This is a genomic window from Oleiphilus messinensis, assembly GCF_002162375.1.
Lineage (GTDB): Bacteria > Pseudomonadota > Gammaproteobacteria > Pseudomonadales > Oleiphilaceae > Oleiphilus > Oleiphilus messinensis.
The window spans coordinates 2,749,282-2,774,001 of record NZ_CP021425.1; the positions used below are offsets into that span (position 1 = coordinate 2,749,282).

A 24,720-nucleotide genomic window follows, 5' to 3' on the forward strand; every position below is an offset into this window, starting at 1 on the left:
CTACAATGGCGCAAGTAAGACACTTTTATGACGTAAGTGAGATGTAAATTATGCCTAGAACCAACCCTGAGGCTAGATTAAGGCTGGTCGCCACCGCCGCAGATATGCTGCGCAGACGGGGGATGAATGCGACGAGTATTCGGGAATTAGCGAAAGCGGCGAAGGCGCCTTTGGGCTCAACCTATCATTACTTCCCAAATGGCAAAAAACAAGTGGTCATCGAAGCAGTGAATTTTGCGGGAGACAAAATTTCCGGCATGTTGCAAAAGTCCCTTGAGAAAGGGGCGGTAGCCGGTTTGGAGACCTTCTTGCAAATATGGCGAGATGTGATCGAATCCACTGAGTTTCAGGCAGGTTGCCCGGTCATTGCAGTAGCTATGGAACAAGCAACCAATGAAGACGTTGAAGCTGCCCATGAGGCTGCAGCAAAAGTTTTTAATCGCTGGCAAAAACTGCTGAGTACCTCGTTAGCTGAGGAAGGCATTGAACAGAGCAGGGCGAATGCTTTGGCGACGATGTACATTGCCTCTGCAGAAGGGGCTTTGGGTATTTGTCGTGCAACCAAAGACATCAGCGCCTTTGACCAGGTCACCGAGCAGCTGCGTTTTTTATTGGAAACAACGCTAAAAGAAACTCGTACCAAGTGAATAGTAAACAATGACTGAATTACCCAATAATTTCGAGCAGTTAAAGTCGTTAGATCGGAAGGCTTTGAAGCAAGTTTACGCGTCTGGAACCTGTCCAAATCTGGATGATTTAAAGGGCACGGCTAAGGGCGTTGTGCTTGATCCAAAATGGTTTGACTACATACGTTTGTGGCGAGGTAAGCATTTTAATAGCAGTGGCGCCGGTGAAGTTAAAGGTAAAAATATTCTCGGTATTGGTTTGTTTTCCTATCAGAAATATCAATTTGATGTTTCTATTGAGAAGTCTTTGTTCGGTGACAGAAATATCGCCTATATCAATCACGACTATCCCGTAAACCCAGGTTGGGTAAGGCGATTTCATGATGAGATGGTTGAGCTGCAACCTGGATTTTATTTAGCTTGTTCTCATTACAGCTTGAATAATTCTTTACGTTATATGAGTTATTTTGCGTTTGATTTTAGGTAATGTTGGTACGATAGAATCAAAAGGACGTTAAGAAGGATTGAATCTAACGTCCATTAACCGCTAGCCCTTAAAACTACTATCAAGCTTGTCCAAAAGTTCTAAGCCACGTTCAATACTTCCACTGGCAGCAAGGGTTCGAAATCTTATTTCGCTATCAAACTCAGCCAGGGCTTGTGTTGATAATTCTTCCATAAGCTTGTTAATACTAATTTTTTTATGCATGGCCAATGCTTTCAATCTTTCATGTTTGTCGTCGGGTAATCTTACAGTTAAAGTAGCCATATTAATGACCTCCTAAAAACAGCTCTGGTGTTAATATTTCAAAACTTTTGAAACTAAGTTCTGCACCTTTCAGGTCTTTAATGTTGTTAGTGATAATAAAGTCGGCATTTCCTGCAACTGCTAACTCAATTAGAAAATTATCACCCTCGTCAATCAAGTTTGGTCGCCATAAGTAATAAATTGGCACCCATTTGCATACCTTATAAAATGACTTTGTGAGCTCCCTTATTTCTTCGCGGCTTAGAGGGCACAACTCTATAATGTCTTTTCTAGAGCTAACGTCTTCATATTCGCTAAATAGTGGATTACTAATCAATGGCGTACACTCATGCATTAGGCACTTGCGTAACACGCTCCGGCCTGGGCCTTCCTTGCCAATAAGTGCGCTTATTAATACGCTGGTATCCACCACTATTTTAGTATCCATAATGGCTATGATAGCATATGTGCTATCGCAATCAACCATGGTCGTAGAAATGTGTGTAGTGGATCGACGATTTTCAACTTCCTGTTGCTAAAACCGATTGTTTCCAAAGCCCCGGAGACTCGCCAGTCTGCGACTTAAACAGCTTTGAAAAAAGCTATCGTTGGTATAACCAACTTGGTAAGCAATCTCTTTTACAGAAAGGTTTGTTGATAGTAATAGCTTTTTGGCTTAATTATAGCTAGCCATAAAAGGTCACCACTTCTCCCATGTCTGCTCGTTCTGTTTTTAATCGATTCACAGGATTCTCATAATTCCCATAGCCTACAGCCATACCAGCAAACAACATTTGCTCTTCCTCTAGTTTCAAAAATTTCCCCACCGTGTTGGGATAAAGTGCCCAGCACTCCTGAGCACAGCTATCTAAGCCTTCCGCTTTCAGCAACAGCATAATGGTTTGCATGATCATGCCTAAATCCGACCATTGGGGTGATCCCATACTGCGATCAATGGTAAAAAACAGCCCCATCGGCGCGCCGAAGAATTCAAAATTTCTTAAGAACCATGCTTGCCTGGCGGCTTTGTCTTTTCGCGGAATACCTAACTGACCATACAGGGCTTCGCCAATCTGAAAACGTCGCTCTCGATAGGGGGATTTTAAATTAGGTGGATAGATGTCGTATTCTGGCTGTTCCGCAGCATCGGCATTGTTCAATCGCGAATGCATGGTCGCTTTGAGTCGATTAATTGAGTCACCATTAACGACATGAATGTTCCATGGCTGTAGATTCCCCCCGGAGGGGGCTCGTAGTGCATAGGTTAGAACTTTTTCGATCAGCGCTACGGGTACTTCCTTGTCATGGTAATCCCTGACAGATTGTCGGTCATCCACTATATTATAGATATTCATTTCGTTTCCTTTGGTTCGTGTCAAATAGCGAACTAGCTTTCTACGAATGCGCGTTCGATGACGTATTCACCGGGTGCATGGCTTGTGCCTTCTATGAAACCGCGCTTTTCCAGTATCTCGACCAGATCTTTCAACATACTCGGGCTGCCGCAGATCATCACGCGGTCATCTTCCGGATTCAGGTCTGGCAAACCAATATCTTCACTTAACTGTCCATTTTCGATGAGGTCAGTTAACCGGCCCTGGTTGTCAAAATCTTCTCGCGTTACGGTGGGGTAGTAAATTAGTTGATCCTGTATGGCTTCCCCAAAATATTCATGATCGGGTAACTCTTTAGTGATGTAGTCACGATAGCCGAGTTCGCTTTTCCAGCGGACTCCGTGCACGAGAATGATTTTCTCATAGGCTTCAAAATATTCCGGGTCGCGGATAACGCTCAGAAACGGTGCTAATCCAGTACCTGTCGACAGTAGATAAAGGTTTTTACCAGGTTTTAGGTTGTCGATAATCAAAGAACCTGTAGGCTTGCGACTTACGAATATACTATCGCCCACTTCAAGGTGTTGCAGACGAGACGTCAATGGACCATCAGGCACTTTGATACTGTAAAATTCCAAATGCTCTTCATAGTGACCACTTACAACACTATAGGCCCGCATCAGCGGTTTGCCCTCGACCTCAAGGCCAATCATGACGAATTGACCGCTCTTAAACCGCAAAGACGGATCGCGAGTTGTCTTAAAGCTGAATAAGGTATCGTTCCAGTGATGCACGGATAAAACGGTTTCATTGTTGAATGCTGCCATTGTTATTACCTCATATTGATGCCCACTCAGGCACCATTTCGATCCAGTTTTTTAAGTTTACCTTCAACCCCGGCCCATTCTGCATTGTCTGGCATGGCGTCTTTTTTTTCAGTAATCACGGTCCAGTTAGGGTGGGCTGCCAATTTGGCATTGAGCACAATCATGTGTTGCTGGTCAGCAGGCACTTCATCTTCTGCTGCAATCGCGTCAATCGGACATTCCGGTTCGCACAAAGCGCAGTCAATGCATTCGTCCGGGTCGATGACCAGGAAGTTTGGCCCCTCGTAAAAGCAATCAACCGGGCAGACCGCGACGCAGTCGGTGTGCTTACATTGGATACAGTCTTCGAGTACAACAAAAGTCATGATGAGTCTTCCTTCTTGTAAGTTCAGCTCGCTGGAATTTCAAAGCGGGTGTTACTGATTTGATCTTTTAATATGGTTGGAGGCAAAAAGCGGTCGCCATAGCGCTGGGCCAACTCGTGGGATCTTTCGATGAATCCGGCTATGCCATAGGCATTCACAAACTGCACAACGCCGCCAGACCAAGGGGCGAAACCGATGCCAAAGACGGAGCCGATATTCGCATCTTCGACAGATTTGATGACCCCTTCCTCGATGGCTCGGAGAGCTTCGCAAATCTGGGCAAATAACAACCGATCTTTAATCTCGTTGAAGTCGATTTGTTTATCGGCTTGGCTATAGTGGTTTTTCAATTCCGGCCAAAACGTCTTCTTGCCATTTGTCGGGTAGTCATAGAATCCTTTGCGGGCGGCTTTTCCTGGACGTTTGAATTCATCCAACATCTGACTCAATACCGCATAGGCCGGATGCTCACTTGCCTCTTTACCGGATGCTTGTTGATCTTGAAGTTGTTGATCGAGTATCTCTTTAAACAAACGAATGCTGATTTCATCAGTGATCGCTAAAGGGCCTATCGGCATACCTGTGTCGGTTGCGGCACGATCAATAGTCCAAGGATAGATGCCTTCACTAAGTAGGGTGACACCTTCACTGATGAATGTACTGAAGACACGGCTGGTGAAAAAGCCCCTGCTATCGTTGACGACAATGGGTACTTTGCCAAGTTGAATGACGAAATCAAAGGCTTTCGCGAGGGTTTCCTGAGAGGTTTTCGCGCCTTTAATAATTTCCTAAAGTTTAGAGTTTCAGAGGAAAGAATTCGAACCCAGTAAGACAAAATGATTGACTTTGCGACAGGCTTCGCGCTGCCGCGCCTTATAAGACTTTTTAAAACCATAGTTTTATAAGGCGCGGCCTTCAGAACGAAAAACGATTAAATTCTGGAGGCCGCTATGGACGCTAAGGGATACGGCAATATCCCCGAGATCCTGTTTGATTGGATCACATTTTTGGTTAAAGCTCTACCCCTACGTTCAGTACCCACCTTTATTGAGTTACTGATTGGGGCGATGCTCACGCCAACAGGGTTTGTCACTGATGCCTGGTTGATGGTGGCAATGAAGCGTCACTGGAGCAGTTATTTCAAGTGGTTGCAAAAGGGAAAGTGGTCATGGGTTGCACTCGCGCAACAGCTGGGTCAGTTACTGACTCAATGGTGTCCCAATGAACAGTGGTATTTGGCCATTGATGATACCTTGGTGCTAAGGAGTTCCAAGAAAGCACCCAGTAGTCAGTTTCATCACATGCATGGTAACAAGGCCAACCGCCCGCAATTTGTTCGCGGCCAGTGTTGGGTCAGTTTATCAGCGATTGTTAAGGGGCAGAAACAAGCCTGGTCGATCCCACTGATCTCGCGCTTAACGCGAGCCTGCGGGAACGGTAACAAGCTGGTAACGGCAGGCATTTTACTTCGCGTGATGAGGTCATTTTTTACCGGGGCCACTGTCCTGATGGATAGCTGGTATATGCGGGGTACGCTGATTGCCTCCCTTCAAGGTATGGGGTATCACGTTATCGGGCAAGTCCGAAAGGATACCGCCTTATACGATGTTCCAGAACGAACCGGGAAAAGAGGACGCCCTCGAAAGTACGGAGAGAAATACACACCAGAGCGAGTCACTAACCTGGAAGAGACTTGCGCCAATGTCACGATCTATGGACGACAGCAGTCACTGAGGTATCGAACAGTGATAGCCAAAGCCCGCTTTTTAGATGGGCAGCTCGTAAAGGTTGTGTGGGTGCAGTTTGAAAACGAAGACGGTAGCTTAAAACCTGCCCGGCTCTTGTTGACGACTCGAACGAATATGTCGGGCATCGACATCATAAAAGCCTACGCCAAGCGCTGGAGTATTGAGCCCATGTTCCATCAGTTAAAGAATCGCTGGGGCTGGAATGAGACTTGGCAGCAATCCAGACAGGTGCTGCATCGGTGGGTTCAGATCATCTCTCTCAGCTATGCGCTGGTGCAGTTGCTCACTTATTGGAAAGAGTCGGCAGGTCAAGAAATGCACTTGGACATCCCTTGGCGCAAACATGCGCCGATTACGGCGGGACTGGTTCGGTTAAAGCTGCAACGGAATTTACAGCAAGTTGCCGTGAGGGATTGGTGGGACGTAAAGTCTCGAATATTTAAACCGCCAGCGAGGGCTATTGAGTAGTATAAAGACTCTCGCTAGCGAAAAGCCGCCTAGAATAAGGCGGGTAGAAGAGAAAGCAGAATTTATCCGGTCAGAAATCAGGACTGGAGGATCATGCTCAAACTCTAAACTTTAGTAATTTCTACCAGTTGCATTTTTTCAACGGGTGAGAAGAAGTGAAGGCCGATAAATTTATCCTGCTTTTTAACTGCTTTAGCTAAGCCAGTTATGGGCAGTGTAGACGTGTTTGAGGCAATAATGGCATCGCTTGCCAGGAATGGCTCGACCTCTTGGGTAACCGTTGCTTTGAGCTCACGTTTCTCAAATACTGCTTCAATAATCAGGTCACAACCTTGAAAATCGTTAGCATCAGTGGTTGGTTTAATGAGCCCAAGTACCTGTTCGGCTTTTTCAGTACTGATTTTTCCTTGCTTAACTTTTTTTTCCAGTATGTTTGCGGTATGTACTTTGCCTTTCTCGGCAGCTTCCAGAGTGAGGTCTTTTAAAACGACTTCAATACCTTTTGAGGCGGTTGCATGGGCGATGCCTGCGCCCATCATGCCTGCACCCAGAACACCGACCTTGCTAGCTTTCCAGTGCGGTGGGTCTTTTGGGCGGCTTCCGCCGGCTTTAATGGCGTTTAATTGAAACCAGAAGGTGTTAATCATGTTTTTCGCAACGGGACCTTTCGCCAATCGCAGAAAGTAACGACTCTCAATGGTGCTCGCTGAATCAAAGTCAACCTGAGCACCTTCAATTGCCGCAGCCAGAATGGCTTCAGGGGCAGGGTAGCAACCATGCGTTTTTTGCCGCACCATAGCAGGAGTAATTGCAGCCAGTTGCGCGATTTTGGGATGACTTGGTGTTCCACCGGGAATCTTGAACCCCTTTGTATCCCAGGGCTGTGTAGCTGAAGGGGTGGCCTTGATCCATTTTTTTGCGTTCGTAATCAGGGCATCGGTGGAGTCTACCATCTGCTGAATCAATCCTGTCTTGAGTGCATCTTCAGGCTTGATGATCCTGCCTTCTGTCAGGTAGGGTAGAGCTACTTGTAAACCAAGAAGGCGCACCATTCGCGTAATGCCGCCACCGCCAGGCAGTAGACCAAGTGATGATTCCGGTAAGCCTAGTTGAATCTTTGGTTTGTTGAGACAGATGCGGTAATGACAGGCCAGAACCAACTCAAATCCGCCACCCAATGCACTGCCATTGATGGCCGCTACGACCGGTTTACCCAGTGTTTCAAGTCGACGCATCTGTTTCTTGGTGTCTTCGATGATGTCAAAAAACATCTGTGCGTTATCTTTATTTATATTCGTGATCTCATTGAGATCACCGCCCGCAAAGAACGTGGATTTTGCCGAAGTGAGGATAATTCCGGAAATTTGATCTTTTTCAAGTTCGAGCCGATCAATGGTGCTTTTCATCGCTTCCCGGTAAGCGGCGTTCATGGTGTTGGCAGACTGATTTGGCATGTCCATGGTTAACGTGACAATCTTGTCTGCGTCAATTTCGTATGAAATTACATCCGTCATGATCTTAGTCCTCTATGAATCGCTCGATTATGGTGGCAATACCCATACCGCCGCCGACGCAGAGGGTGGCCAGACCACGGTTTAAATCCCGTCGTTCTAATTCATCCAACAGAGTGCCAAGAATCATAGCACCGGTTGCACCCAGGGGGTGGCCCAGTGCTATCGCACCGCCATTGACGTTTACTTTGTCCGAGTCAATATTCAGTTCGCGAATGAAACGTAAAACGACGGACGCAAAAGCTTCATTGACTTCAAAAAGATCAATGTCCTCAACGGTGAGCCCTGCTTTATTCAAGGCTTTTTTTGCCGCCGGTGCAGGGCCGGTGAGCATAATGGTGGGATCGGTACTGCAAACCGCAACAGAAAGGATCTTGGCGCGTGGCAATACGCCCAATTCTTCGCCTTTTTCTTTGGATCCAACCAGCACCAGTGCTGCGCCATCAACGATACCAGAGGAATTGCCTGCGTGGTGAACATGGTTGATCTGTTCCAAGCCTGGGTATTTCGATAGCGCCACGGTGTCGTAGCCCATATCGCCCATCGCTTCAAATGACGGTTTCAGTGTTTTTAAGTCTTCAACGGTAGTGCCTGGGCGAAGAAATTCATCTTCCGCCAAAATGGTCAGGCCATTTTGATCGATGACAGGAATGATAGATTGTTTGAAGTAGCCCGCTTTTTGAGCCGCGGTCGCTTTGGCTTGTGACTCAACGGCAAATTTATCTGCAGCTTCGCGACTGATTCCTTCGATTGTGGCAATAATATCGGCACCAATCCCTTGAGGGACAAAGTGGGTGGTGAAGTTGGTCGCTGGGTCCATCGCCCACGGGCCGCCATCCGAGGTCATCGGTACGCGAGACATCGATTCAACGCCCCCACAGACGATCAGATCTTCCCATCCGGATTTTACTTTTTGGGCGGCAATATTCACCGCTTCCAGACCGGATGCACAAAAGCGATTTAGATGCATGCCTGCCACATCCCAGTCCCATCCCGCGGCAAGGGCGGCAGTCTTCGCGATATTGCCACCCTGGTCTCCGAGCGGGGTCACACAACCCAAGATGACGTCATCTACTTGGGCTGTATCAAAATTGTTGTTGCGCTGGGTCAGTGCTGTCATTAGTGTGGTGAGTAAGGTTATTGGCTTCACTTCATGCAATGAACCTTCTTTCTTACCCTTTCCTCGAGGTGTTCTGATGGCGTCGAAAATATAGGCGTCTGACATGACAATTCCTCTTGATTTCTTTTTGTTTGCTATCAAATGCTTAGATCAGTTTGTCTTCAGGCGCTGAGCTTCTCGATATTGACCGGCACGGATTTATGTAAAGGCGTGCGATGAATCGGGTCGCAGTGATCAAGCCCGGTAATCAGGTTGATTTCCGGCCCATTGGGCGACCCTTTTTGGTAGTTGGAACCATAGCCATGAGGCATCATGAGGTAGCCTGTTCTAACTGAGTTGTCGATCTCGATAACGGCTTCAATGCTGCCGGTTTCTGAATGACACTTGACCCGGTCGCCTTTGGTCAGGTCCAAGCGCTCAGCATCCTCTGGGTGCATGCGCATAAATCCGGCGTGATCAACTTTCCGCCATTGTGGATTGCGATAAATTTGGTTGGCGTTATAGCTTCGTCGTTCACCGGCAGAGAGAATGAAGGGGTATTGTTCACTCGTAAGGTCATCTACTTTCAGCTTTTTCATGGCTTCCAGCATTTCGGGTACTTCCAGAGTGATCTTTTGCTGCGGGTTCTTGACCAGTTTCCACACATCTTCAAATCGATGTTCGGAGAAAATCAGGCCAGATCGTGCCGCCAGTATGGCTTTAAATAAATTAATCCCTTGAGTCAGCTTGTTGCCAGGGTGACCTGCACGTCTGACGGCATCAGGATATTTTTGTGCCAAGCTGAGAGTTAATGGCAGCAACACTGCCATGGATGCCGCATCATTGCCTAATGCGGGGCCCAGCGTGCGATATAAAATGGAGGCTCCGTACCGTATCTGTTTTTTATTCGTAGCCAAGGTCGCTGCCAGTGCGGCGATAAAGCCCAAGTGACTGCTGAATTGGGGTTCATGCTTCGCAATACGACTCAATATTGGGAAGCGCTTGGGTATTTCGCCCATTGCTTCCAACAGGCGTGTGTAGATTTCTGCTTCTTGTAGCGTCTCACCTTTTGCCGGGAAGAGTGGGTGACGGGCATGGAATCCGTTTTTGGGAAATTCCATGTTAAATCCGGTGAACTCCCACTTCTCAAACTGGGAGGCTGCGGGTAACACGTAATCGGCCAGTTGTGCAGTTTCTGTCATCGCGACATCAACAACAACCAGCAAGTCCAGTGATTCGAAGGCTTTTTTATGTGCTGTCGCATCAGGCCAGGTTACGGCTGGGTTACAACTATCAACAATCATGGCGCGAATGCGACGGTCGCCCGCTTTCAGAATTTCATCGGGTAAGATATTGGGCGGGAATATACCTGATACAGGGAACATACCATGGTGAACGCTACGCTTGAATTTGGGGTTCCGCTCGTCGGTATCGCTTAGAATAGGAATTAAGGAGTCGTGCAGATTGTTACAACCTTTCTTTCCAAATTGACCTGTAATCAAAAAGAACAGCTTTTCAAAATAGCTGTTCAGCGTCGAGTGATTGGAGTGTTGAATCCCCAGATCAGCACGTACACAAGCTGACTCTGCCTGTGCAAAACCTCGTGCTACCTTTAACACATCTTCCATCGGCACATCTGCCGCTGCCACGTACTCGTCGACCGGAATGTTCAGCAGCATTTCCTTAACTGAGTCAAAACCTGTGCAATGCTCGTTCAAAAAGGCCTCATCATGTAAATTCTCACGCACAATGATCGATAACATCGCACTCAATAGATAAACATCGGTGCCGGGTTTGAGTTGTAGATGAATGTCTGCGGATTTGGCGGTTTCTGTTCGCCGTGGATCAATGACTACCATAGTCCGGTCGGGATCTTTTTTGATCTCTTTTAACGTGTCCCTTGCATTGGGAATACCATGGGACTGAAAGGGATTGCAGCCCAGGAAAATAACGAAATCACCATGTTCCACATCTTCCGTGGTATGGCATGCCTGGCTACCGAAGAGTCGTCCATTTAACCAGAAGTCACCAGTTTTCTCCTGACCGAGCGAGTTGTAGTTGTAATAACTCTTCATGGCCGCTCGCATCTGACCGAGATAAGCACCGCCTAAATGATTTCCTTGACCACCACCGCCAGCGGTAGCGAAGGCTTCACCACCATACTGTGTGCGGATATTCAGCAAACGGGAGGCTATTTCTGCAAGTGCGTCATCCCAACTAATTCGTGTATAACTGCCATCCGTCTGTCTTTTCAGCGGGTGTTCCAGTCGATCTTCATTGTTTTGGTAATAGTTGAGTCGCGCCGCCTTTTGACAAATGTAGCCTTGTGATAAAGGATGATCCTCGTCGCCACGGATCTTGGTAAATTTCCCGTCTTCGATATCGACCAGGAGCCCACAATTTCGTGAGCAAAGAATGCAGGCTGTTTTTTCTGTACGCATGGTGGTCTCCGCGAGTATAACGACTGTCATAATAGTGGTGTTAAAAAAACGGCTCATAGCGCCGCCTAACGATTTTATAGGTACCAACAAAATGTTCTTAATCCGACATCAACACAATGGATGTCAGTCTCCGCAGGCATAACGACCTGTTGAGCTGTATTAATTCACTTCACTTAAAGCCAAATCCTGATAGGTATGGAAAAATTCAGTACAGAAACGATCAATTCTGGCGCAGATATCCAGTGTTGCATCATCCATTACAAACAAGCTGGGGTGGTTGATGATTTCACTGAGTTCTTTGGCGAAGGTTTCGATTAATGTTTGGGTTGCACCCTCGAGGACATCGGCGACAAATTCAGTGGGGGGATACCAGGCTTTAGCGGATTGCATGTCTCTGAATAGCTGACTCATCAATACATTTCGAGGACCTTCCCACAATTCGTTGATGGCCGAATCCCGATAGAGACGAGGTAAAGAGGAAAAGTCTTCCATAATGCCGTAACCGCCAAACATCGACATGGCTTTGCGAAGCACATCTGTTGAGTCCATTGAACCGACCAGCTTTTGTAGCATGATCAGTTCACGAATCTTGAACTGCTTTTTCTTGAATTCCAGCTTTGATTTTTCTTCGCTTGTTGCGCCATCGGTCTTGAGAAAGTCACGATAAAGTTTAAACGCGCCGGCAGTCGTGCGCTGGGCGAAATAGTTTATTTCATCGATCTGACGCTTCGCCATCGGGAATTGATTCACTTTCTGGCCAAAGACTTCTCTGAATTCGGTATATTGGGTTGCTTCCCGTGCGGCTCTTAACATGAATGCCGCTGCCGAAAGCCCGACGGTTAAACGTGAATAAGTCAGTACGATACCGACCACATTTGAAATGCCCTTATCTAAAGGGCCGACAGGATAGGCTACAGCACCATTGAAGGTAAGCTCACCCGATGTAAGTTCGCTCGTTCCCATCTTCCATTTAATGCGGTCGATGGTATAGCTGTTTCGAATTTCTTTCTCTTTATTACCGGGTAACCACGAGGGCATAACGAACAAGGCAACATCCTCCGAGCCTTGGGGTTTTGCGGTGATGACGGCGTAATCTGCATGAGTGGCAGAACAGAAGAATTTGCTACCATATGGCCGCCATACGCCGTCTTCTTCCAATGCTTCCAACCGATTGGCCTGTACATCTGAACCGCCTTGAATCTCTGACAGGTATTGGGCTCCAATGGCAATATCGCCATCGATCCCTTCTCGGCAATGCATGAGGATATGTTTTAATTCAGGGGTATCTGCATACTTGTCCAAAAGCTCAACCAAACCCTCAGTACAGGTAACAGGGCAGGAGACACAAGCTTCGCCGTTCTCATATATCAAAAGCATTTTGATCAATTTGATCCATGGAGACTTTTGTTTATTGAATAGCAATTCACCAAAAACTTCCTGTTCGAGCATCTCGGTTTCTTTGGGGCGTACGATACGGTCGATACGATTGTGATGCCCATCGTAATGCATCATGTATGGGCGCTTCTCTGGAACGGCTGCTTCATCCGCCAACTTCTTCCATCGGAAAGAAACTTTTTTCGATACCTTAATGGCTGCGTCATTAACAGCTTCCCAATCGTCTCCGGCGTAGTATTGGACAACTTTTTGAAGAAAAGGATCGTCAGTGTAGTAATCGACGTTACTTCGCCACTCCAGAAACCTGTTGAAGTTGTAAGGATTATTCCGGTCCGGTAACGACATAGCTCACCGTTTTCACAAACCTGCTTAAACCTACTCAAGGTTTAAACGAGCCTATCCCTACAGCGCAGGGTGCGCGGAAAGCAGGGTTACGCTTTCCTGAATCAAGTCGGGACTCATGCCCGGTCTACCATCAAGGCGAGCCTCGACGGAGTAACTAACCCGATTCACACGACGAAAGTGACGCCAACCGCTCAGAAAATCTAATGATTTTTCGAGTGGTTGGTACCAACGCTGAAGTTTGTTGTAATACTGATAATCCCCGAGCGCCATCCTTACAGGCGGATGCTCGGTCTTAACGGTACCCTTCGCGTTAATACCAATGAGTTGTTTTGGCGGCTTTTCTTTGAAGCCATAATGCCGACGACCAATCACTAACGCGGCCGCATGGTGATCTGAGAAACCGTGTCGATCGCGATATTTCATCCGCCCCAATAATGAGGTATAAGCCGGATTGACGTGATATAGGCGTATGCCGCGTTTAATGCTTTGCGTTTCAATCAAGTCCTTGATCTTACCGTAAGCAAAGGCATTCAACATGCGGGCATACTGAGGATGATCCTGCTTTTGGTATTGCCGTTTCTTCTGCTGAAAATCCAGCTTTTCGATCACCACCGCTTTACCTTGCTGCGCGGCAAAGTCCATCAGGTCTCGTACAGCATCCCCAATAATGGCCGCCCGTTGAGCATCATTCTTATAGTGTAACGGTAAGTCAAACGTTCGGTGTTGCAGTGGGTTACCGCTTCGATCCAGCTCGACGACCGCTAAGTGGTTCGGGTTGACATCTACACCGATGACACCTTGATCATCATCGATCCACTCTGCTTGCGCTGTTGGTCCTGCCACTTCCACGCTAACGAGTAACCGCCAACCTTTTTTGTCTCGCTTAAATCGAAAACTCAGGGGTTGCCCTTTGATTGATTTATCGAGTTTTTTAACCTGATTCTGCCAAACGGCTTGGGCAATCGCCGCCTTTCCATGCTTGAATTGCAGGCGATCAATGTTAATGGTCGTGCCAAACGTGGCGCGTAATTGATGGGGCACCAAGAGTTTTAGCTGGTAAGCATCTTCTTGCTCACTGGGCGATAGCTGGGCATTTTGACAGCCCCAGGATTCATCATGAGAACCCACTAATAGAAATTCACGGTGTCGCGCTTCGTGCCAGCGACATTGCCAATCCCTGATCCCTTCATTGGATTTTAGTGTTTGTCGCTCTTTCAGCAGCTTTCGACCGCCGAAACAAATGGGGGTTTTATTTTCCTGTTTTTCGGCCACCAAGGCAGCCTGCTTTCGCTGCCAACGACGCAGTTTCACTTCCTTCTGTCGTAGTGTGTTGCGAAGTTTTTTGGCCTGTTGCGGGCAGCCTTTCTCTGCAACATGATCACAGCGCTTCTCTAGTTTGTTGAGCGTTTTCTCCAGCTGTTTGATTTTAACTTCCAGCGTCACCAGCCGGTTGTTTCGATTGGTTTGGTAAGACTGGATTAAACCTTTAATGCTTTGCCGGACGCCTTGAAACACCCGATAGCTGAACGGCATCCCCATTTCATGCATAAACTGGGTACGACTCAATTGCTGGGCTTTAGGCTTTTGTAAGTTAGCAAACCAATGAAACTTCACTTGATTCCACAGCTCGGCATATTGACACAATGCCGCATCCTGCTCATAAATCAAATCAAGTCGGGTTTCAAACGTGAGTGTTTTCGTTGGCGTATCCACTAGGCGATGGCTCTTAACGACTATGGTCACCCGGCGTACGGAAATCTGAGAAAAATCGTGATTCTTTTTCCCAGCGACGAAGGGTGGAAACGGCCACACCCAGGAGAAAAGCGGCAGCGCCTATCGATAGAAATTCAGCCATGATCATCACCTCCATCCATGAGAAAACAATACTGTACAAGCTACTGTATATGAGTAGGTTTAGTCAAGTATTTCGTTAGCTGTTAAAGCCCTTCATAGTGATTATTTGAGATGTGACAACTGTTATAGAAAATCTTATTGTATAACGTATGTTATAGTCAATAGTTATGTTGTGAATTTGTATTCATCATTTAGGGGTTGCGAGGTCAGTACTGAGTGAATCAAATATATTCCTGGCAGGTATCGCAGGTACTTGAGGAAAGAGGAAAACGGTTGGAATTGATTTGTCAGCTGTTTCGATGCCAGTTTAGGAAACAATATTGATGATTGGGTGCTTTTATAGCGGGTGACTTTTTGGAATAGACTGAGGGATAAACGAATCTGGGAGTATGTACGGTAAAGTTCTGATTTTCTGGCGATATTGGATGCCGGGTTTGCAAGTTATAATTTTAAGCTGAAATATTCGAAGGATTAAGGTTGCAAAATTTAGGCGTAACTAGGACGTTTGAAGCATGGTACCAGAGGCCGGACTCGAACCGGCACGCCATTGCTGGCAAGGGATTTTGAATCCCTCATGTCTACCAATTTCATCACTCTGGCACTTTTTCGAGCTTTCGCTTTACCAATGTTTATTGGTTTGCGTTAGATCGGAAGGTTGTTTCAAGTGCGTTGTTAACCACTTGAGGCTGCGCATTATACGTAAAAAAAAAGGCTCGTCAACAGGTCTGCAGAGAATAAATTACATTTTTTTTAAATGATTGATCCTGTGTCGATTTATTGTCCGGAGCTGGTGGAAAATCCGATGGGAGTGGTCGGGATTGAATGGCATCAAAACGGCTTTTTCGCTACTCTATGCGCCACTTTATGTACTTGAGCACAATATGAACGTTTCTGACTTTGATTATGAACTCCCCGATGAATTGATAGCTCGTTTCCCGTCACCGGAGCGGGCATCGAGCAGATTGCTTTGTCTTGATAAGCACAACGGTGAGGTAGTACATCGCCAATTCAAAGATGTTTTGGCCTTGATCGAACCCGGAGATCTTCTTGTTTTTAATGATACCCGTGTAATTCCGGCCCGTTTGTTCGGTCGTAAAGCAACCGGGGGCAGAATAGAAGTACTGGTAGAGCGGTTGCTGGGGGATGGTACGGCGCTCGCGCATATTCGTTCCAGTAAATCACCAAAGCCGGGCAGTTTGCTTTATGTTGACGAATTTGAGAATCAGCAGGAAGGTTTGAGCGCTGCGCCAGAGCTGGAGATGACGGGGCGGCAAGGAGAGCTGTTTGAAATACGTGGCTTAGCCGGGAAAAATATACTGGATATTCTCAATCAGAAAGGTCATATGCCTTTGCCGCCTTATATAGACCGTGCAGATGTGGAGTCAGACCGCGAACGTTATCAAACTGTCTATAGCAAGCGCGAAGGCGCCGTCGCCGCTCCGACAGCCGGACTGCATTTTGATGATGAGCTGCTGCGCACTTTGCAGGAAAAGGGCGCGGAAATGGCCTATGTTACTTTGCATGTTGGAGCTGGAACGTTTCAGCCAGTCCGCGTCGATAATATCGAAGATCATATTATGCATTCAGAATGGCTCGAAGTCGGGGCTGAAGTTTGTGCCAAGGTCAATGCGACTCGGGCACGAGGCGGGCGCGTAATCGCTGTAGGTACGACCAGCGTACGGTCACTGGAAACGGCCAGCGCAGCGGGCGCGATTGCGCCCTATGCCGGCGAGACAGATATATTTATTTATCCCGGTTATGAGTTTAAGACGGTTGATGCACTGATAACCAATTTCCACCTTCCGGAATCGACATTGATCATGTTGATCAGTGCGCTGGCAGGGCGAGAGAATGTTTTGGCGGCTTATCAGGAAGCCATCGAGCACCGGTACCGTTTTTTCAGTTACGGGGATGCCATGTTCATTGGCTAAGCTATGTCATTCTCGAGTGCGAAAAGATTAATTTAAAAGTATAAATTTTGGGGAGTAGGACGGTTTGAGACCTGAATGCGAAATGCAATTTCAAGTATCCGGAACGGATGGTCAGGCCCGGCGGGGGCAATTGACCTTCGAGAGGGGAACAATTGAAACCCCGGCATTTATGCCGGTGGGTACGTACGGCACAGTTAAGGGTATGTTGCCTAGAGATATTCTTGAAATAGGCGCAGAAATCATCCTGGGTAATACATTTCATTTAATGTTGCGCCCAGGCACGGAAATTATTCGAGCTCATGGTGATCTGCATGATTTTATGCAGTGGGATAAACCCATTCTGACTGACTCTGGCGGTTTTCAGGTGTTCAGTCTCGGTGAGTTGAGAAAAATCAGCGAGCAGGGTGTTAAATTCAAGTCGCCGATCGACGGTTCGCCTGTTGAGTTAACGCCGGAAAAATCCATGGAAGTCCAGGCTGCATTGGGCTCGGATATCGTCATGATATTTGATGAGTGTACTCCGTATCCGGCAACACGAGAGGAAGCAAAATCATCGATGGAGTTGTCTTTGCGCTGGGCAAAACGGAGTAAAGAAGCGCATGGTGAGAGCAAGAGTGCGCTTTTCGGCATCATTCAGGGTGGTATGTTTGAGGATCTCAGGGATATATCGCTCGAAGGTCTCGCAGAAATCGGTTTTGATGGGTACGCAATTGGTGGTCTGTCAGTGGGCGAGCCTAAAGGGGAAATGCTTAAAGTCCTCGACTCGGTGACGGGGAAAATGCCAGCCGATCATCCACGTTACCTGATGGGGGTCGGGAAGCCTGAAGATATTGTCGAGGCTGTGCGTCGTGGTGTTGATATGTTTGACTGTGTGATGCCGACACGAAATGCGCGCAATGGGCATCTGTTTACCTCGACCGGGGTGATCAAAATCCGCAATTCAGTGCACAAGTCTGATCCTGCTCCGTTGGATGCCGAATGTGATTGCTATACCTGCCAACAGTTCTCACGATCCTATCTGCATCATTTGGATAAGTGTGGCGAAATTCTCGGATCCCAGTTGAATACCATTCATAATTTGCGCTTTTACCAGAATCTGATGTCTGGTTTGCGTCAGGCTATTGAACAAGGTAAATTGTCCGACTTTGTCGACGACTTTTACGCAAAGCAGGGTAAGCAATCACCACCTTTAACCTGAAATAGGTAGGTGGGGCGCAGATTAGAATTGATATCCATATTTTTACAATAATATTTTGGTATTTTTTTAGTTAAGCCTTGCTATATCGGTCGAATGGCCCCATTAAGACAGTCACGATTTTGAATGCGCCCGAGAGTCGCTTGGGCGCAAAATGCATTTTTATAATTTGTTTTTGGAGAGAAAGAATGAAAAATCTGTTAGCCCCGGTTTTAACCGTTTTGATTGGGTTGCTGCCTGCCGCAGCATGGGCGGAGCCCGCACCGGGAGCAGGGCAAAGTGGTCTTGTGCAGTTATTGTTCTTCGGTGGTTTTATTCTGATCTTTTACTTCCTGATGTGGCGCCCTCAGTCCAAGCGTGCTAAAGAGCACAAAGAGCTTATTGGTGGCTTGTCAAAAGGTGATGAAGTCATTACCAATGGCGGAATCGCCGGACGGATTGTGCGTGTTAAAGACGACTTTATTGTTATAGAGGTGTCCGACAACGTAGAAATCAAGGTGCAAAAAGTAGCTGTGGCTGCCGCTTTGCCGAAAGGAACCCTTAAGGAAGTGTAACTCCTCGGATTGCACGGTAAGAAAATAAGGATAAGGGATCCCGATGCTGAATAAATACCCTCTCTGGAAAAATCTGTTGATCCTGGTTGTTATGGCAATCGGGGCAATTTATGCAATGCCGAATTTGTACCCTGATGATTATGCTGTACAGATTACCGGCACAAAAACTTCCATCGAAGTAAGCACCGCCCAGCTTGAAAAAGCGGAAAGCGCACTGAAGAAGGCTGGTTTGAGTTATCGTGACGCCGAGTTTGTGAATGGTCAGGCCATGCTGCGCTTCGATTCTGGCGAAACGCAGTTGGCCGCCAAAGATGCAATTCAGCAAGCGCTCGGCAGTGATTACCTGGTTGCGTTGAATCTCGCGCAAACCACGCCTGACTGGTTGCGGGATATTGGCGCCGGGCCGATGAAGTTGGGCCTGGATCTCCGTGGTGGTGTGCACTTCCTGTTGGAAGTTGATATGGAGCAGGCGGTTAATCAGCGTCTGGAGATCGCCGCAGCCGAGATCAAGCGAAATCTGCGAGAAGAGCGCATTCGGTACCGTGGTATCGAGATAGAAAAAGATCGAACCCTGATGGTCCGGTTTTCCAGTGATGAAGAGCGTGCTAAGGGTTTTTCATTTGTGCGTCGGGGTTATCCTGAATACGAAGTTCGTGAGATTGAAAGCGATGGTGCATTGTATCTCCGCTTGAGAATGACGGATGCCAAGGTAAAAGAAATCGCCGACTATGCGGTTAAACAGAACCTGACGACGTTGCGTAACCGTGTCAATGAGTTGGGGGTCGCTGAACCGTTAGTGCAGAAACAGGGTCAGAATCGTATCGTTGTTGAATTACCCGGAATTCAGGATACGGCGAGGGCCAAGCGCATCATTGGTAAAACTGCGAATCTCCAGTTCCGGCTGGAAGCCAAGCATGATGCCGATTTTGCCAGCTCCGAGGAGTTTTCATTTCGCTCTGAGCCGTCGCGTACGGCGCGTATTGAGCGTGAAATCATTGTTACCGGTGAAAGTGTAGCCAACGCCAATCAGAACTTTGACGAAAACGGTCAGCCGCAAGTTAATATTACCCTCGACAGTACCGGGGGTAAGATTATGTCCGATGTGACCTATAGCGCGATAAAGCGCAGAATGGCGGTTATTTTTATTGAGCACAAACTTGATGATCTCAGTGGCTCTCGGGAAGAAGGGGTTGCACCCAAGCGATCTGTAGAGCGGCACATTATCAGCTTGGCGACGATTCAGTCTCAATTGGGCAGCAGCTTCCGGATTACCGGGCTGGACTCGATTCAAGAGGCGTCCGAGCTGGCACTGCTGTTACGGGCGGGGGCGCTTGCTGCTCCGATCTATTTCGTTGAAGAGCGGACTGTGGGGCCGAGTCTTGGTGAGCAAAACATTAAAGCTGGTGTAGAGTCGGTCTTGATTGGTTTTGGGCTGGTGCTTTTGTTTATGATTGGTTACTACAAAGCATTTGGTATTATCGCTAATATCGCACTGACCTTTAACCTCGTTTTACTGCTGGCGTTTATGTCCATAATGGGGGCAACGCTCACCTTGCCTGGTATAGCCGGTATCGTGTTGACTGTCGGGATGGCGGTGGATGCAAATGTGTTGATTTTTGAGCGGATAAAAGAAGAGCTTAGAAATGGCCTGCCGGTACAATCCGCAATTCATGCTGGCTTCAGTCGTGCATTCGTTGCGATTTTCGATGCGAATATTACGACGCTCATTGTTGCAGTCATATTGTTTGCGGTTGGCACGGGGCCAGTCAAAGGGTTCGCAGTGACGTTGTCGATCGGTATTATGACGTCGATGTTCACGGCTATCATGTTTACCCGATTCCTGATCAATCTGGTGTATGGCAGAAGACAGCTCAACAAGCTGCTTATCTGACCCGATTAACCGAGATTCGATCTGAAGAATAGTGGAGCTCAAAAGTGAATAAACCTGAAATTAACTTTATGGGCAAACGTAAGTTTGCTCTCCTGTTTTCTGCGATCTTGTTGGTGGCATCGATCGCATCCCTGGCAGTAAAGGGTTTGGTACTCGGATTGGATTTTACTGGAGGGACGCTGGTTGAAGTTGAATACCAGCAGGCTCCGGTAATTGCGGATGTCCGGAACCAATTGCTGGATGCAGGGTACGAAAAACTCGTGGTGCAGAATTTTGGTTCTGATACCAGTATTTTGGTGCGCTTGTCTCAGGATTTCAATGACAAGGTTGGTCAGGAAGTAGTGGCTGTTCTCAACGCCTCGGAGGATGAGGTAAAACTGAAGCGAGCCGAGTATGTTGGTGCGCAAGTGGGAGAAGAGTTGCGAGAGCAGGGTGGTCTCGGTATGCTCTTCGCGCTTGGTGTGGTTATGCTCTATGTTGCATTCCGGTTTCAGTTTAAATTCTCTGTCGGAGCTGTAGCGGCCCTTGTGCACGATGTGATCATCACCCTCGGACTATTCTCCATTTTGGGGTGGGATTTTGATCTGACGGTGCTGGCAGCCGTGCTTGCGGTTATCGGTTACTCATTGAATGATACGATTGTTGTTTCGGATCGAATTCGAGAAAACTTCCGTCGTGTCCGAAAAGGAACTCCGGTTGAAATCATCAATACTTCACTAAACGAGACGCTGTCTCGTACTTTAATGACCTCTATCACGACATTGCTTGTGCTGTTTGCCCTTTACTTCCTGGGTGGGGAGATGATTAATGGCTTCTCAAAAGCGCTGATTATCGGCGTGGTTGTGGGAACCTATTCTTCGATCTACGTTGCGGCGAATGTGCTTCTGCTTATGGGGATCAGTAAAGATGATTTGCTGGTGCCGGTTAAAGAAGGTGTAGAAGAGGAAGAAGTTGAGGGGGCTGATTTCAGGCCTTAACGTTGTTGTAGTTATTCAAAAAAGGCTGGGTGTATCACTCAGCCTTTTTTTGTGCGCGTTCACTCGCTCTTGGTCACTTGGTTTCAGCATCCGCTCTAACCAAGTGCTTTTTCTGATCTCAGACCTTGTCGCGGAATGCGTATAGCTTCTGTAGCAGAGACTTGAATAATTTCGGGTTAGCGCAAACCAGTTGGCCTGAATTGGAGCTGATTCCGCCGCCAGATAAATCGCCGAGCAGTCCTCCTGCTTCCTGGCAGATTAAAATTGCAGCCTGGAGATCCAATACATCTGGTTGCAGTTGTACGGCCGCATCAATTCGTCCCGCGGCAACGTTGGCGATGTCCAGTATGGGGCAATTCGACTGTTGTAGCGGGAAGTTGTTGTTGCTCAAGCTGTTGTACAGGTCGAAGCGTACATGGGGAGAGCTAACCATATTTGGGTTGAAGAGTGCGTCGGTTGCAATCAGACACTGGTCAACGGTCTTTGTTGAGCTTACCCGAATTCGCTTGCCATTCAGGCTCGCGCCCCTGCCTTTGCTCGCCGCATACTCATCCCCGGTTGTCGGGTTAATAATGATTGCGTGCTCTGCTTTCCCTTTGACAAAGCAAGTTGCAGAAATTGCAGTGTAGGGCAATCCTTTGGCAAAATTTAGTCCGCTATGGATCGGGGTAAGCGACCAGACGGTTTCTTTGTCACTTTCGCTGAAGTCAGTTTCACCCAGGGCCGCAATGTAATGTTCCGGGAAAGACTTTTTAATGTTCTGGATGAACAGGCGATGGATGTCCTTCTCGATCTGGAGTAGCTTCTTCGCCAGCATTTCGGGCTCTTCCTGAACGAACTCCTGTCGCTCAATAACCTGTTGCAAAAATTCGCTGGCCTGGCGAAGTGTTCGTGCGGCTATATTTAATATGGGTAACATTCTCAGTTGTCCTGTGACATCATGCTAATAAGCGCGCTATGATAGCAAATTTGAAAAATATTTTTCAGATTTGTTTTAGTTTAAGGGTAGGTCATGCAAGAAAGAATTCGAGTGGTATTAATGGAAACGTCTCATCCAGGTAATATTGGTGCGGTAGCACGGGCGATGAAGAATATGGATGTTTCCGAACTGGTTCTGGTAAGACCTGATTCGTTCCCGGATCCAGTCGCGGATGCGAGATCCTCTGGTGCGTTGGATATTCTCGCCAGTGCTCGCGTGGTGGAGAAATTTGAGGATGCCGTAGCTGATTGTTCTCTGATTGTCGGTACCAGTGCGAGGGGGCGGAGTTTTCCATGGCCCGTTCTGAACCCGCGTGACTGCGCGCTCAAGGTTCTTGATTCTGCTGCGGCGGATAATAATGTTGCGCTGGTTTTTGGCCGAGAAGATCGAGGATTGAGTAATGAAGAGCTTCAGCGTTGTCATTATCACGTGCATATCCCTGCGAATCCTGACTATTCCTCGCTAAATTTGGCTATGGCAGTGCAAGTGATCTTGTATGAGATACGAATGAATTCCCTTTTGCGGCTTGAAAATTCAGATGCAAGTGCATATATCTCACCGGTGACCGGGCCGGATAATAGTGCATGGGATGACGCACCCGCCACATTCGATGAGGTTGAGGGCTATTTTCAGCATTTGGAGAAAACGTTGGTCGCGATTGGTTTCCATGATCCTGAAAAGCCCAGGCAATTAATGGCCAGGTTGCGCCGGATTTATCAGCGCTGTCATCTGGATAAAACAGAAGTGAATATTTTACGCGGTATATTGAAAGCCACGAATCGAATGATTTCAAACCAGAGAAACCAGCATTAGATGGTTCGTCGGTTCATCAAGAGTAGCTGTCAGGGCTAATTTGACATTTTGAGGAAGGACAAGAGTTATGTTTGGGGGTATTAAAGAAGATGTGGCGAGTGTATTCGACCGGGACCCTGCTGCACGCAATACGTTTGAGGTGCTGACAAATTATCCCGGGCTTCATGCACTGCTGTTTCATCGCTTGGCCCATCGCTTGTGGAATGCAAACCTAAAATGGCTGGCGCGGTTCATCTCGACCTTTAGCCGTTGGTTGACCGGAATTGAAATACACCCCGGAGCGCAAATTGGTCGACGCTTTTTTATTGATCACGGTATGGGGGTTGTCATTGGGGAAACAACCATAATCGGTGATGATGTTACTTTGTATCAAGGGGTGACATTGGGTGGTACAAGCTGGAATAAAGGGAAGCGCCATCCGACGCTCGGAAACCACGTTGTGGTTGGCGCAGGTGCAAAAATTTTGGGGCCATTCACAGTGGGTGACCGCGCCAAGGTCGGGTCGAATGCCGTGGTGACAAAAGAAGTGCCGCCGAACGCAACGGTTGTGGGTATTCCTGGTCGTATTATTTTGAAGAAAGCCGATTCGGGTGATGAGGAAAAGCGCAAAGTCATGGAGGAAAAGATCGGGTTTGATGCATACGGGCTGAGCGAGGAAATGCCTGATCCCGTGGCGCGTTCACTCAGAGCCATGCTTGACCATATGCACGCGGTTGATGGGCGATTACAGATGATGTGCCAAGCGATTCAAAAAATGGATAAAACTTATCGCTTCGGTGAAGTGCCGCCATTGAAAGACGAGGATTTTGATGGTGTTCAGGAGTTGTGTGGTGAGGTCGAGCTGCATTCCTCTCCAGGGGATGCTCCGACTGAGCGCCAGGACTCTGTAAAGGCGTCAACATAAGCACTTACTTGATCATTTTAGTCGGATAAAGGATAATTTCGAAAAAACTGGCTAATCGACCCGCTTAACTAGAACTATCCCTGTCTGGCGCAGGTCACCACCAAGGAGTTATCTGATATGAGATTGACCACCAAAGGGCGCTACGCCGTGACTGCAATGCTGGATCTGGCGTTGCATTCAGATCAGGGCCCGGTCAGTCTTTCGGATATTTCCGCACGGCAAGGGATTTCACTGTCCTATCTTGAGCAATTGTTTGCAAAACTGCGAAATCACAGCTTGGTTAAGAGTGTGCGAGGTCCTGGTGGCGGGTATTTGCTAGGCTGTGATCAAAAAGAAATCTATATTGCCCAGGTTGTCGACGCGGTTAATGAGTCGATGGACACCACGCGCTGTCAGCAGAAAGGCAATTGCCAAAATGGCGAAAAATGTTTGACCCACCACTTGTGGGCAGATCTGAGTCAGCAGATTCATGGTTTTCTAAGTTCAATCAGTCTTTATGATTTGATGGCCAAGCGAGAGGTTCAAGTAATCGCCGCGCGTCAGAACCGGTTGGTTGAAGATCAGCGTCATCAGGCGACACTCGAACACCCCATTCGTCCACCCGAAAAGCGAGCGGGTCAAGACGATGCTTCAGATTGTGATAGAATTGCCGTATCTGAATCCTAGTCTAGCTTGCTAAATTCGTTTTTTAGTTGCGAACCATCCTAATTTCCCT

The 24,720-nt window shown here is 47.5% G+C and carries 24 protein-coding genes and 1 tRNA gene; 11 read left to right on the forward strand and 14 right to left on the reverse strand.

Features of this window, described 5'->3' with window-relative positions:
• Positions 1–50 precede the first annotated feature (50 nt).
• Both OLMES_RS12105 and OLMES_RS12110 read left to right on the forward strand, forming a co-directional pair.
• Positions 51–647 carry a TetR/AcrR family transcriptional regulator gene (locus OLMES_RS12105; RefSeq protein ID WP_087461496.1) on the forward strand — a complete coding sequence of 199 codons (597 nt, stop codon included), beginning with the start codon at positions 51–53 and terminating at the stop codon, positions 645–647.
• 10 nt (positions 648–657) lie between these two features.
• A complete protein-coding gene (locus OLMES_RS12110) occupies positions 658–1,113 on the forward strand; it encodes a hypothetical protein (RefSeq protein WP_087461497.1) in 456 nt (151 codons plus the stop codon).
• A gap of 60 nt (positions 1,114–1,173) precedes the next feature.
• Here the strand turns inward: OLMES_RS12110 and OLMES_RS12115 are convergent, their stop codons facing one another.
• The 6 genes from OLMES_RS12115 to OLMES_RS12140 all read right to left on the reverse strand — a co-directional run bounded on the left by OLMES_RS12115 (position 1,174) and on the right by OLMES_RS12140 (position 4,685).
• Complete coding sequence (locus OLMES_RS12115; protein WP_087461498.1) at positions 1,174–1,395, reverse strand: toxin-antitoxin system HicB family antitoxin; 222 nt, start codon at positions 1,393–1,395, stop codon at positions 1,174–1,176.
• Between the two features lies 1 nt (position 1,396).
• Positions 1,397–1,822, reverse strand: coding sequence for a putative toxin-antitoxin system toxin component, PIN family (locus tag OLMES_RS12120; protein ID WP_087464463.1), 426 nt, complete (start codon positions 1,820–1,822; stop codon positions 1,397–1,399).
• Positions 1,823–2,060: 238 nt separating this feature from the next.
• A complete protein-coding gene (locus tag OLMES_RS12125; protein ID WP_087461499.1) occupies positions 2,061–2,729 on the reverse strand; it encodes a nitroreductase family protein in 669 nt (222 codons plus the stop codon).
• 32 nt (positions 2,730–2,761) lie between these two features.
• Positions 2,762–3,535: a ferredoxin--NADP reductase gene (locus OLMES_RS12130; RefSeq protein ID WP_087461500.1), complete on the reverse strand. Its 774-nt coding sequence runs from the start codon at positions 3,533–3,535 to the stop codon at positions 2,762–2,764.
• Between the two features lie 26 nt (positions 3,536–3,561).
• Entirely contained in the window at positions 3,562–3,900 is a 339-nt protein-coding gene (fdxA, locus tag OLMES_RS12135) for a ferredoxin FdxA (protein ID WP_087461501.1), read from the reverse strand.
• A gap of 23 nt (positions 3,901–3,923) precedes the next feature.
• Positions 3,924–4,685: a 3-hydroxyacyl-CoA dehydrogenase family protein gene (locus OLMES_RS12140; protein WP_087461502.1), complete on the reverse strand. Its 762-nt coding sequence runs from the start codon at positions 4,683–4,685 to the stop codon at positions 3,924–3,926.
• Positions 4,686–4,850: 165 nt separating this feature from the next.
• Between OLMES_RS12140 and OLMES_RS12145 the strand changes: the two genes are divergently transcribed.
• A complete protein-coding gene (locus OLMES_RS12145; RefSeq protein WP_087459828.1) occupies positions 4,851–6,116 on the forward strand; it encodes an IS701 family transposase in 1,266 nt (421 codons plus the stop codon).
• Positions 6,117–6,220: 104 nt separating this feature from the next.
• Here OLMES_RS12145 and OLMES_RS12150 read toward each other — a convergent pair whose 3' ends face one another.
• From OLMES_RS12150 to OLMES_RS12175, 7 genes are all read right to left on the reverse strand, one after another.
• Positions 6,221–7,630, reverse strand: a complete 1,410-nt coding sequence (locus OLMES_RS12150; protein ID WP_087461503.1) for a 3-hydroxyacyl-CoA dehydrogenase NAD-binding domain-containing protein — start codon at positions 7,628–7,630, stop codon at positions 6,221–6,223.
• A gap of 4 nt (positions 7,631–7,634) precedes the next feature.
• Positions 7,635–8,852 (reverse strand): acetyl-CoA C-acetyltransferase, encoded by a 1,218-nt coding sequence (locus tag OLMES_RS12155; RefSeq protein ID WP_087461504.1) that lies wholly within the window; start codon positions 8,850–8,852, stop codon positions 7,635–7,637.
• A 56-nt stretch (positions 8,853–8,908) separates the two neighbouring features.
• Positions 8,909–11,167: a molybdopterin-dependent oxidoreductase gene (locus OLMES_RS12160; protein ID WP_198343317.1), complete on the reverse strand. Its 2,259-nt coding sequence runs from the start codon at positions 11,165–11,167 to the stop codon at positions 8,909–8,911.
• A 159-nt stretch (positions 11,168–11,326) separates the two neighbouring features.
• Complete coding sequence (locus OLMES_RS12165) at positions 11,327–12,907, reverse strand: acyl-CoA dehydrogenase family protein (protein WP_087461505.1); 1,581 nt, start codon at positions 12,905–12,907, stop codon at positions 11,327–11,329.
• Positions 12,908–12,964: 57 nt separating this feature from the next.
• Positions 12,965–14,620, reverse strand: a complete 1,656-nt coding sequence (locus tag OLMES_RS12170) for an IS200/IS605 family accessory protein TnpB-related protein (RefSeq protein ID WP_087461506.1) — start codon at positions 14,618–14,620, stop codon at positions 12,965–12,967.
• 13 nt (positions 14,621–14,633) lie between these two features.
• Complete coding sequence (locus tag OLMES_RS28845; protein ID WP_269767751.1) at positions 14,634–14,762, reverse strand: MerR family transcriptional regulator; 129 nt, start codon at positions 14,760–14,762, stop codon at positions 14,634–14,636.
• A gap of 512 nt (positions 14,763–15,274) precedes the next feature.
• Positions 15,275–15,361 (reverse strand) — tRNA-Leu (locus OLMES_RS12175).
• 281 nt (positions 15,362–15,642) lie between these two features.
• Here OLMES_RS12175 and queA point away from each other — a divergent pair.
• From queA to secF, 5 genes are all read left to right on the forward strand, one after another.
• Positions 15,643–16,692: a tRNA preQ1(34) S-adenosylmethionine ribosyltransferase-isomerase QueA gene (gene queA, locus OLMES_RS12180; RefSeq protein WP_087464465.1), complete on the forward strand. Its 1,050-nt coding sequence runs from the start codon at positions 15,643–15,645 to the stop codon at positions 16,690–16,692.
• 82 nt (positions 16,693–16,774) lie between these two features.
• On the forward strand, positions 16,775–17,890 hold the full coding sequence (gene tgt / locus OLMES_RS12185; protein WP_087461507.1) for a tRNA guanosine(34) transglycosylase Tgt: 1,116 nt from the start codon (positions 16,775–16,777) through the stop codon (positions 17,888–17,890).
• 185 nt (positions 17,891–18,075) lie between these two features.
• Complete coding sequence (gene yajC / locus OLMES_RS12190; protein ID WP_087461508.1) at positions 18,076–18,441, forward strand: preprotein translocase subunit YajC; 366 nt, start codon at positions 18,076–18,078, stop codon at positions 18,439–18,441.
• Between the two features lie 43 nt (positions 18,442–18,484).
• Positions 18,485–20,332, forward strand: coding sequence for a protein translocase subunit SecD (gene secD / locus OLMES_RS12195; protein ID WP_087461509.1), 1,848 nt, complete (start codon positions 18,485–18,487; stop codon positions 20,330–20,332).
• A 68-nt stretch (positions 20,333–20,400) separates the two neighbouring features.
• Positions 20,401–21,309: a protein translocase subunit SecF gene (gene secF, locus OLMES_RS12200; RefSeq protein WP_087464466.1), complete on the forward strand. Its 909-nt coding sequence runs from the start codon at positions 20,401–20,403 to the stop codon at positions 21,307–21,309.
• A 118-nt stretch (positions 21,310–21,427) separates the two neighbouring features.
• Here the strand turns inward: secF and OLMES_RS12205 are convergent, their stop codons facing one another.
• Positions 21,428–22,228: an inositol monophosphatase family protein gene (locus tag OLMES_RS12205; RefSeq protein WP_087461510.1), complete on the reverse strand. Its 801-nt coding sequence runs from the start codon at positions 22,226–22,228 to the stop codon at positions 21,428–21,430.
• Positions 22,229–22,321: 93 nt separating this feature from the next.
• On the opposite strand from OLMES_RS12205, the gene OLMES_RS12210 reads away from it, so the two are divergent.
• The 3 genes from OLMES_RS12210 (at position 22,322) to iscR (ending at position 24,671) form a co-directional block, all read left to right on the forward strand.
• Positions 22,322–23,101: an RNA methyltransferase gene (locus OLMES_RS12210; protein WP_087461511.1), complete on the forward strand. Its 780-nt coding sequence runs from the start codon at positions 22,322–22,324 to the stop codon at positions 23,099–23,101.
• A gap of 67 nt (positions 23,102–23,168) precedes the next feature.
• Positions 23,169–24,005 (forward strand): serine O-acetyltransferase, encoded by an 837-nt coding sequence (gene cysE / locus OLMES_RS12215; RefSeq protein WP_087461512.1) that lies wholly within the window; start codon positions 23,169–23,171, stop codon positions 24,003–24,005.
• A 117-nt stretch (positions 24,006–24,122) separates the two neighbouring features.
• Positions 24,123–24,671 carry a Fe-S cluster assembly transcriptional regulator IscR gene (iscR, locus tag OLMES_RS12220; protein ID WP_087461513.1) on the forward strand — a complete coding sequence of 183 codons (549 nt, stop codon included), beginning with the start codon at positions 24,123–24,125 and terminating at the stop codon, positions 24,669–24,671.
• Positions 24,672–24,720: the final 49 nt, after the last annotated feature.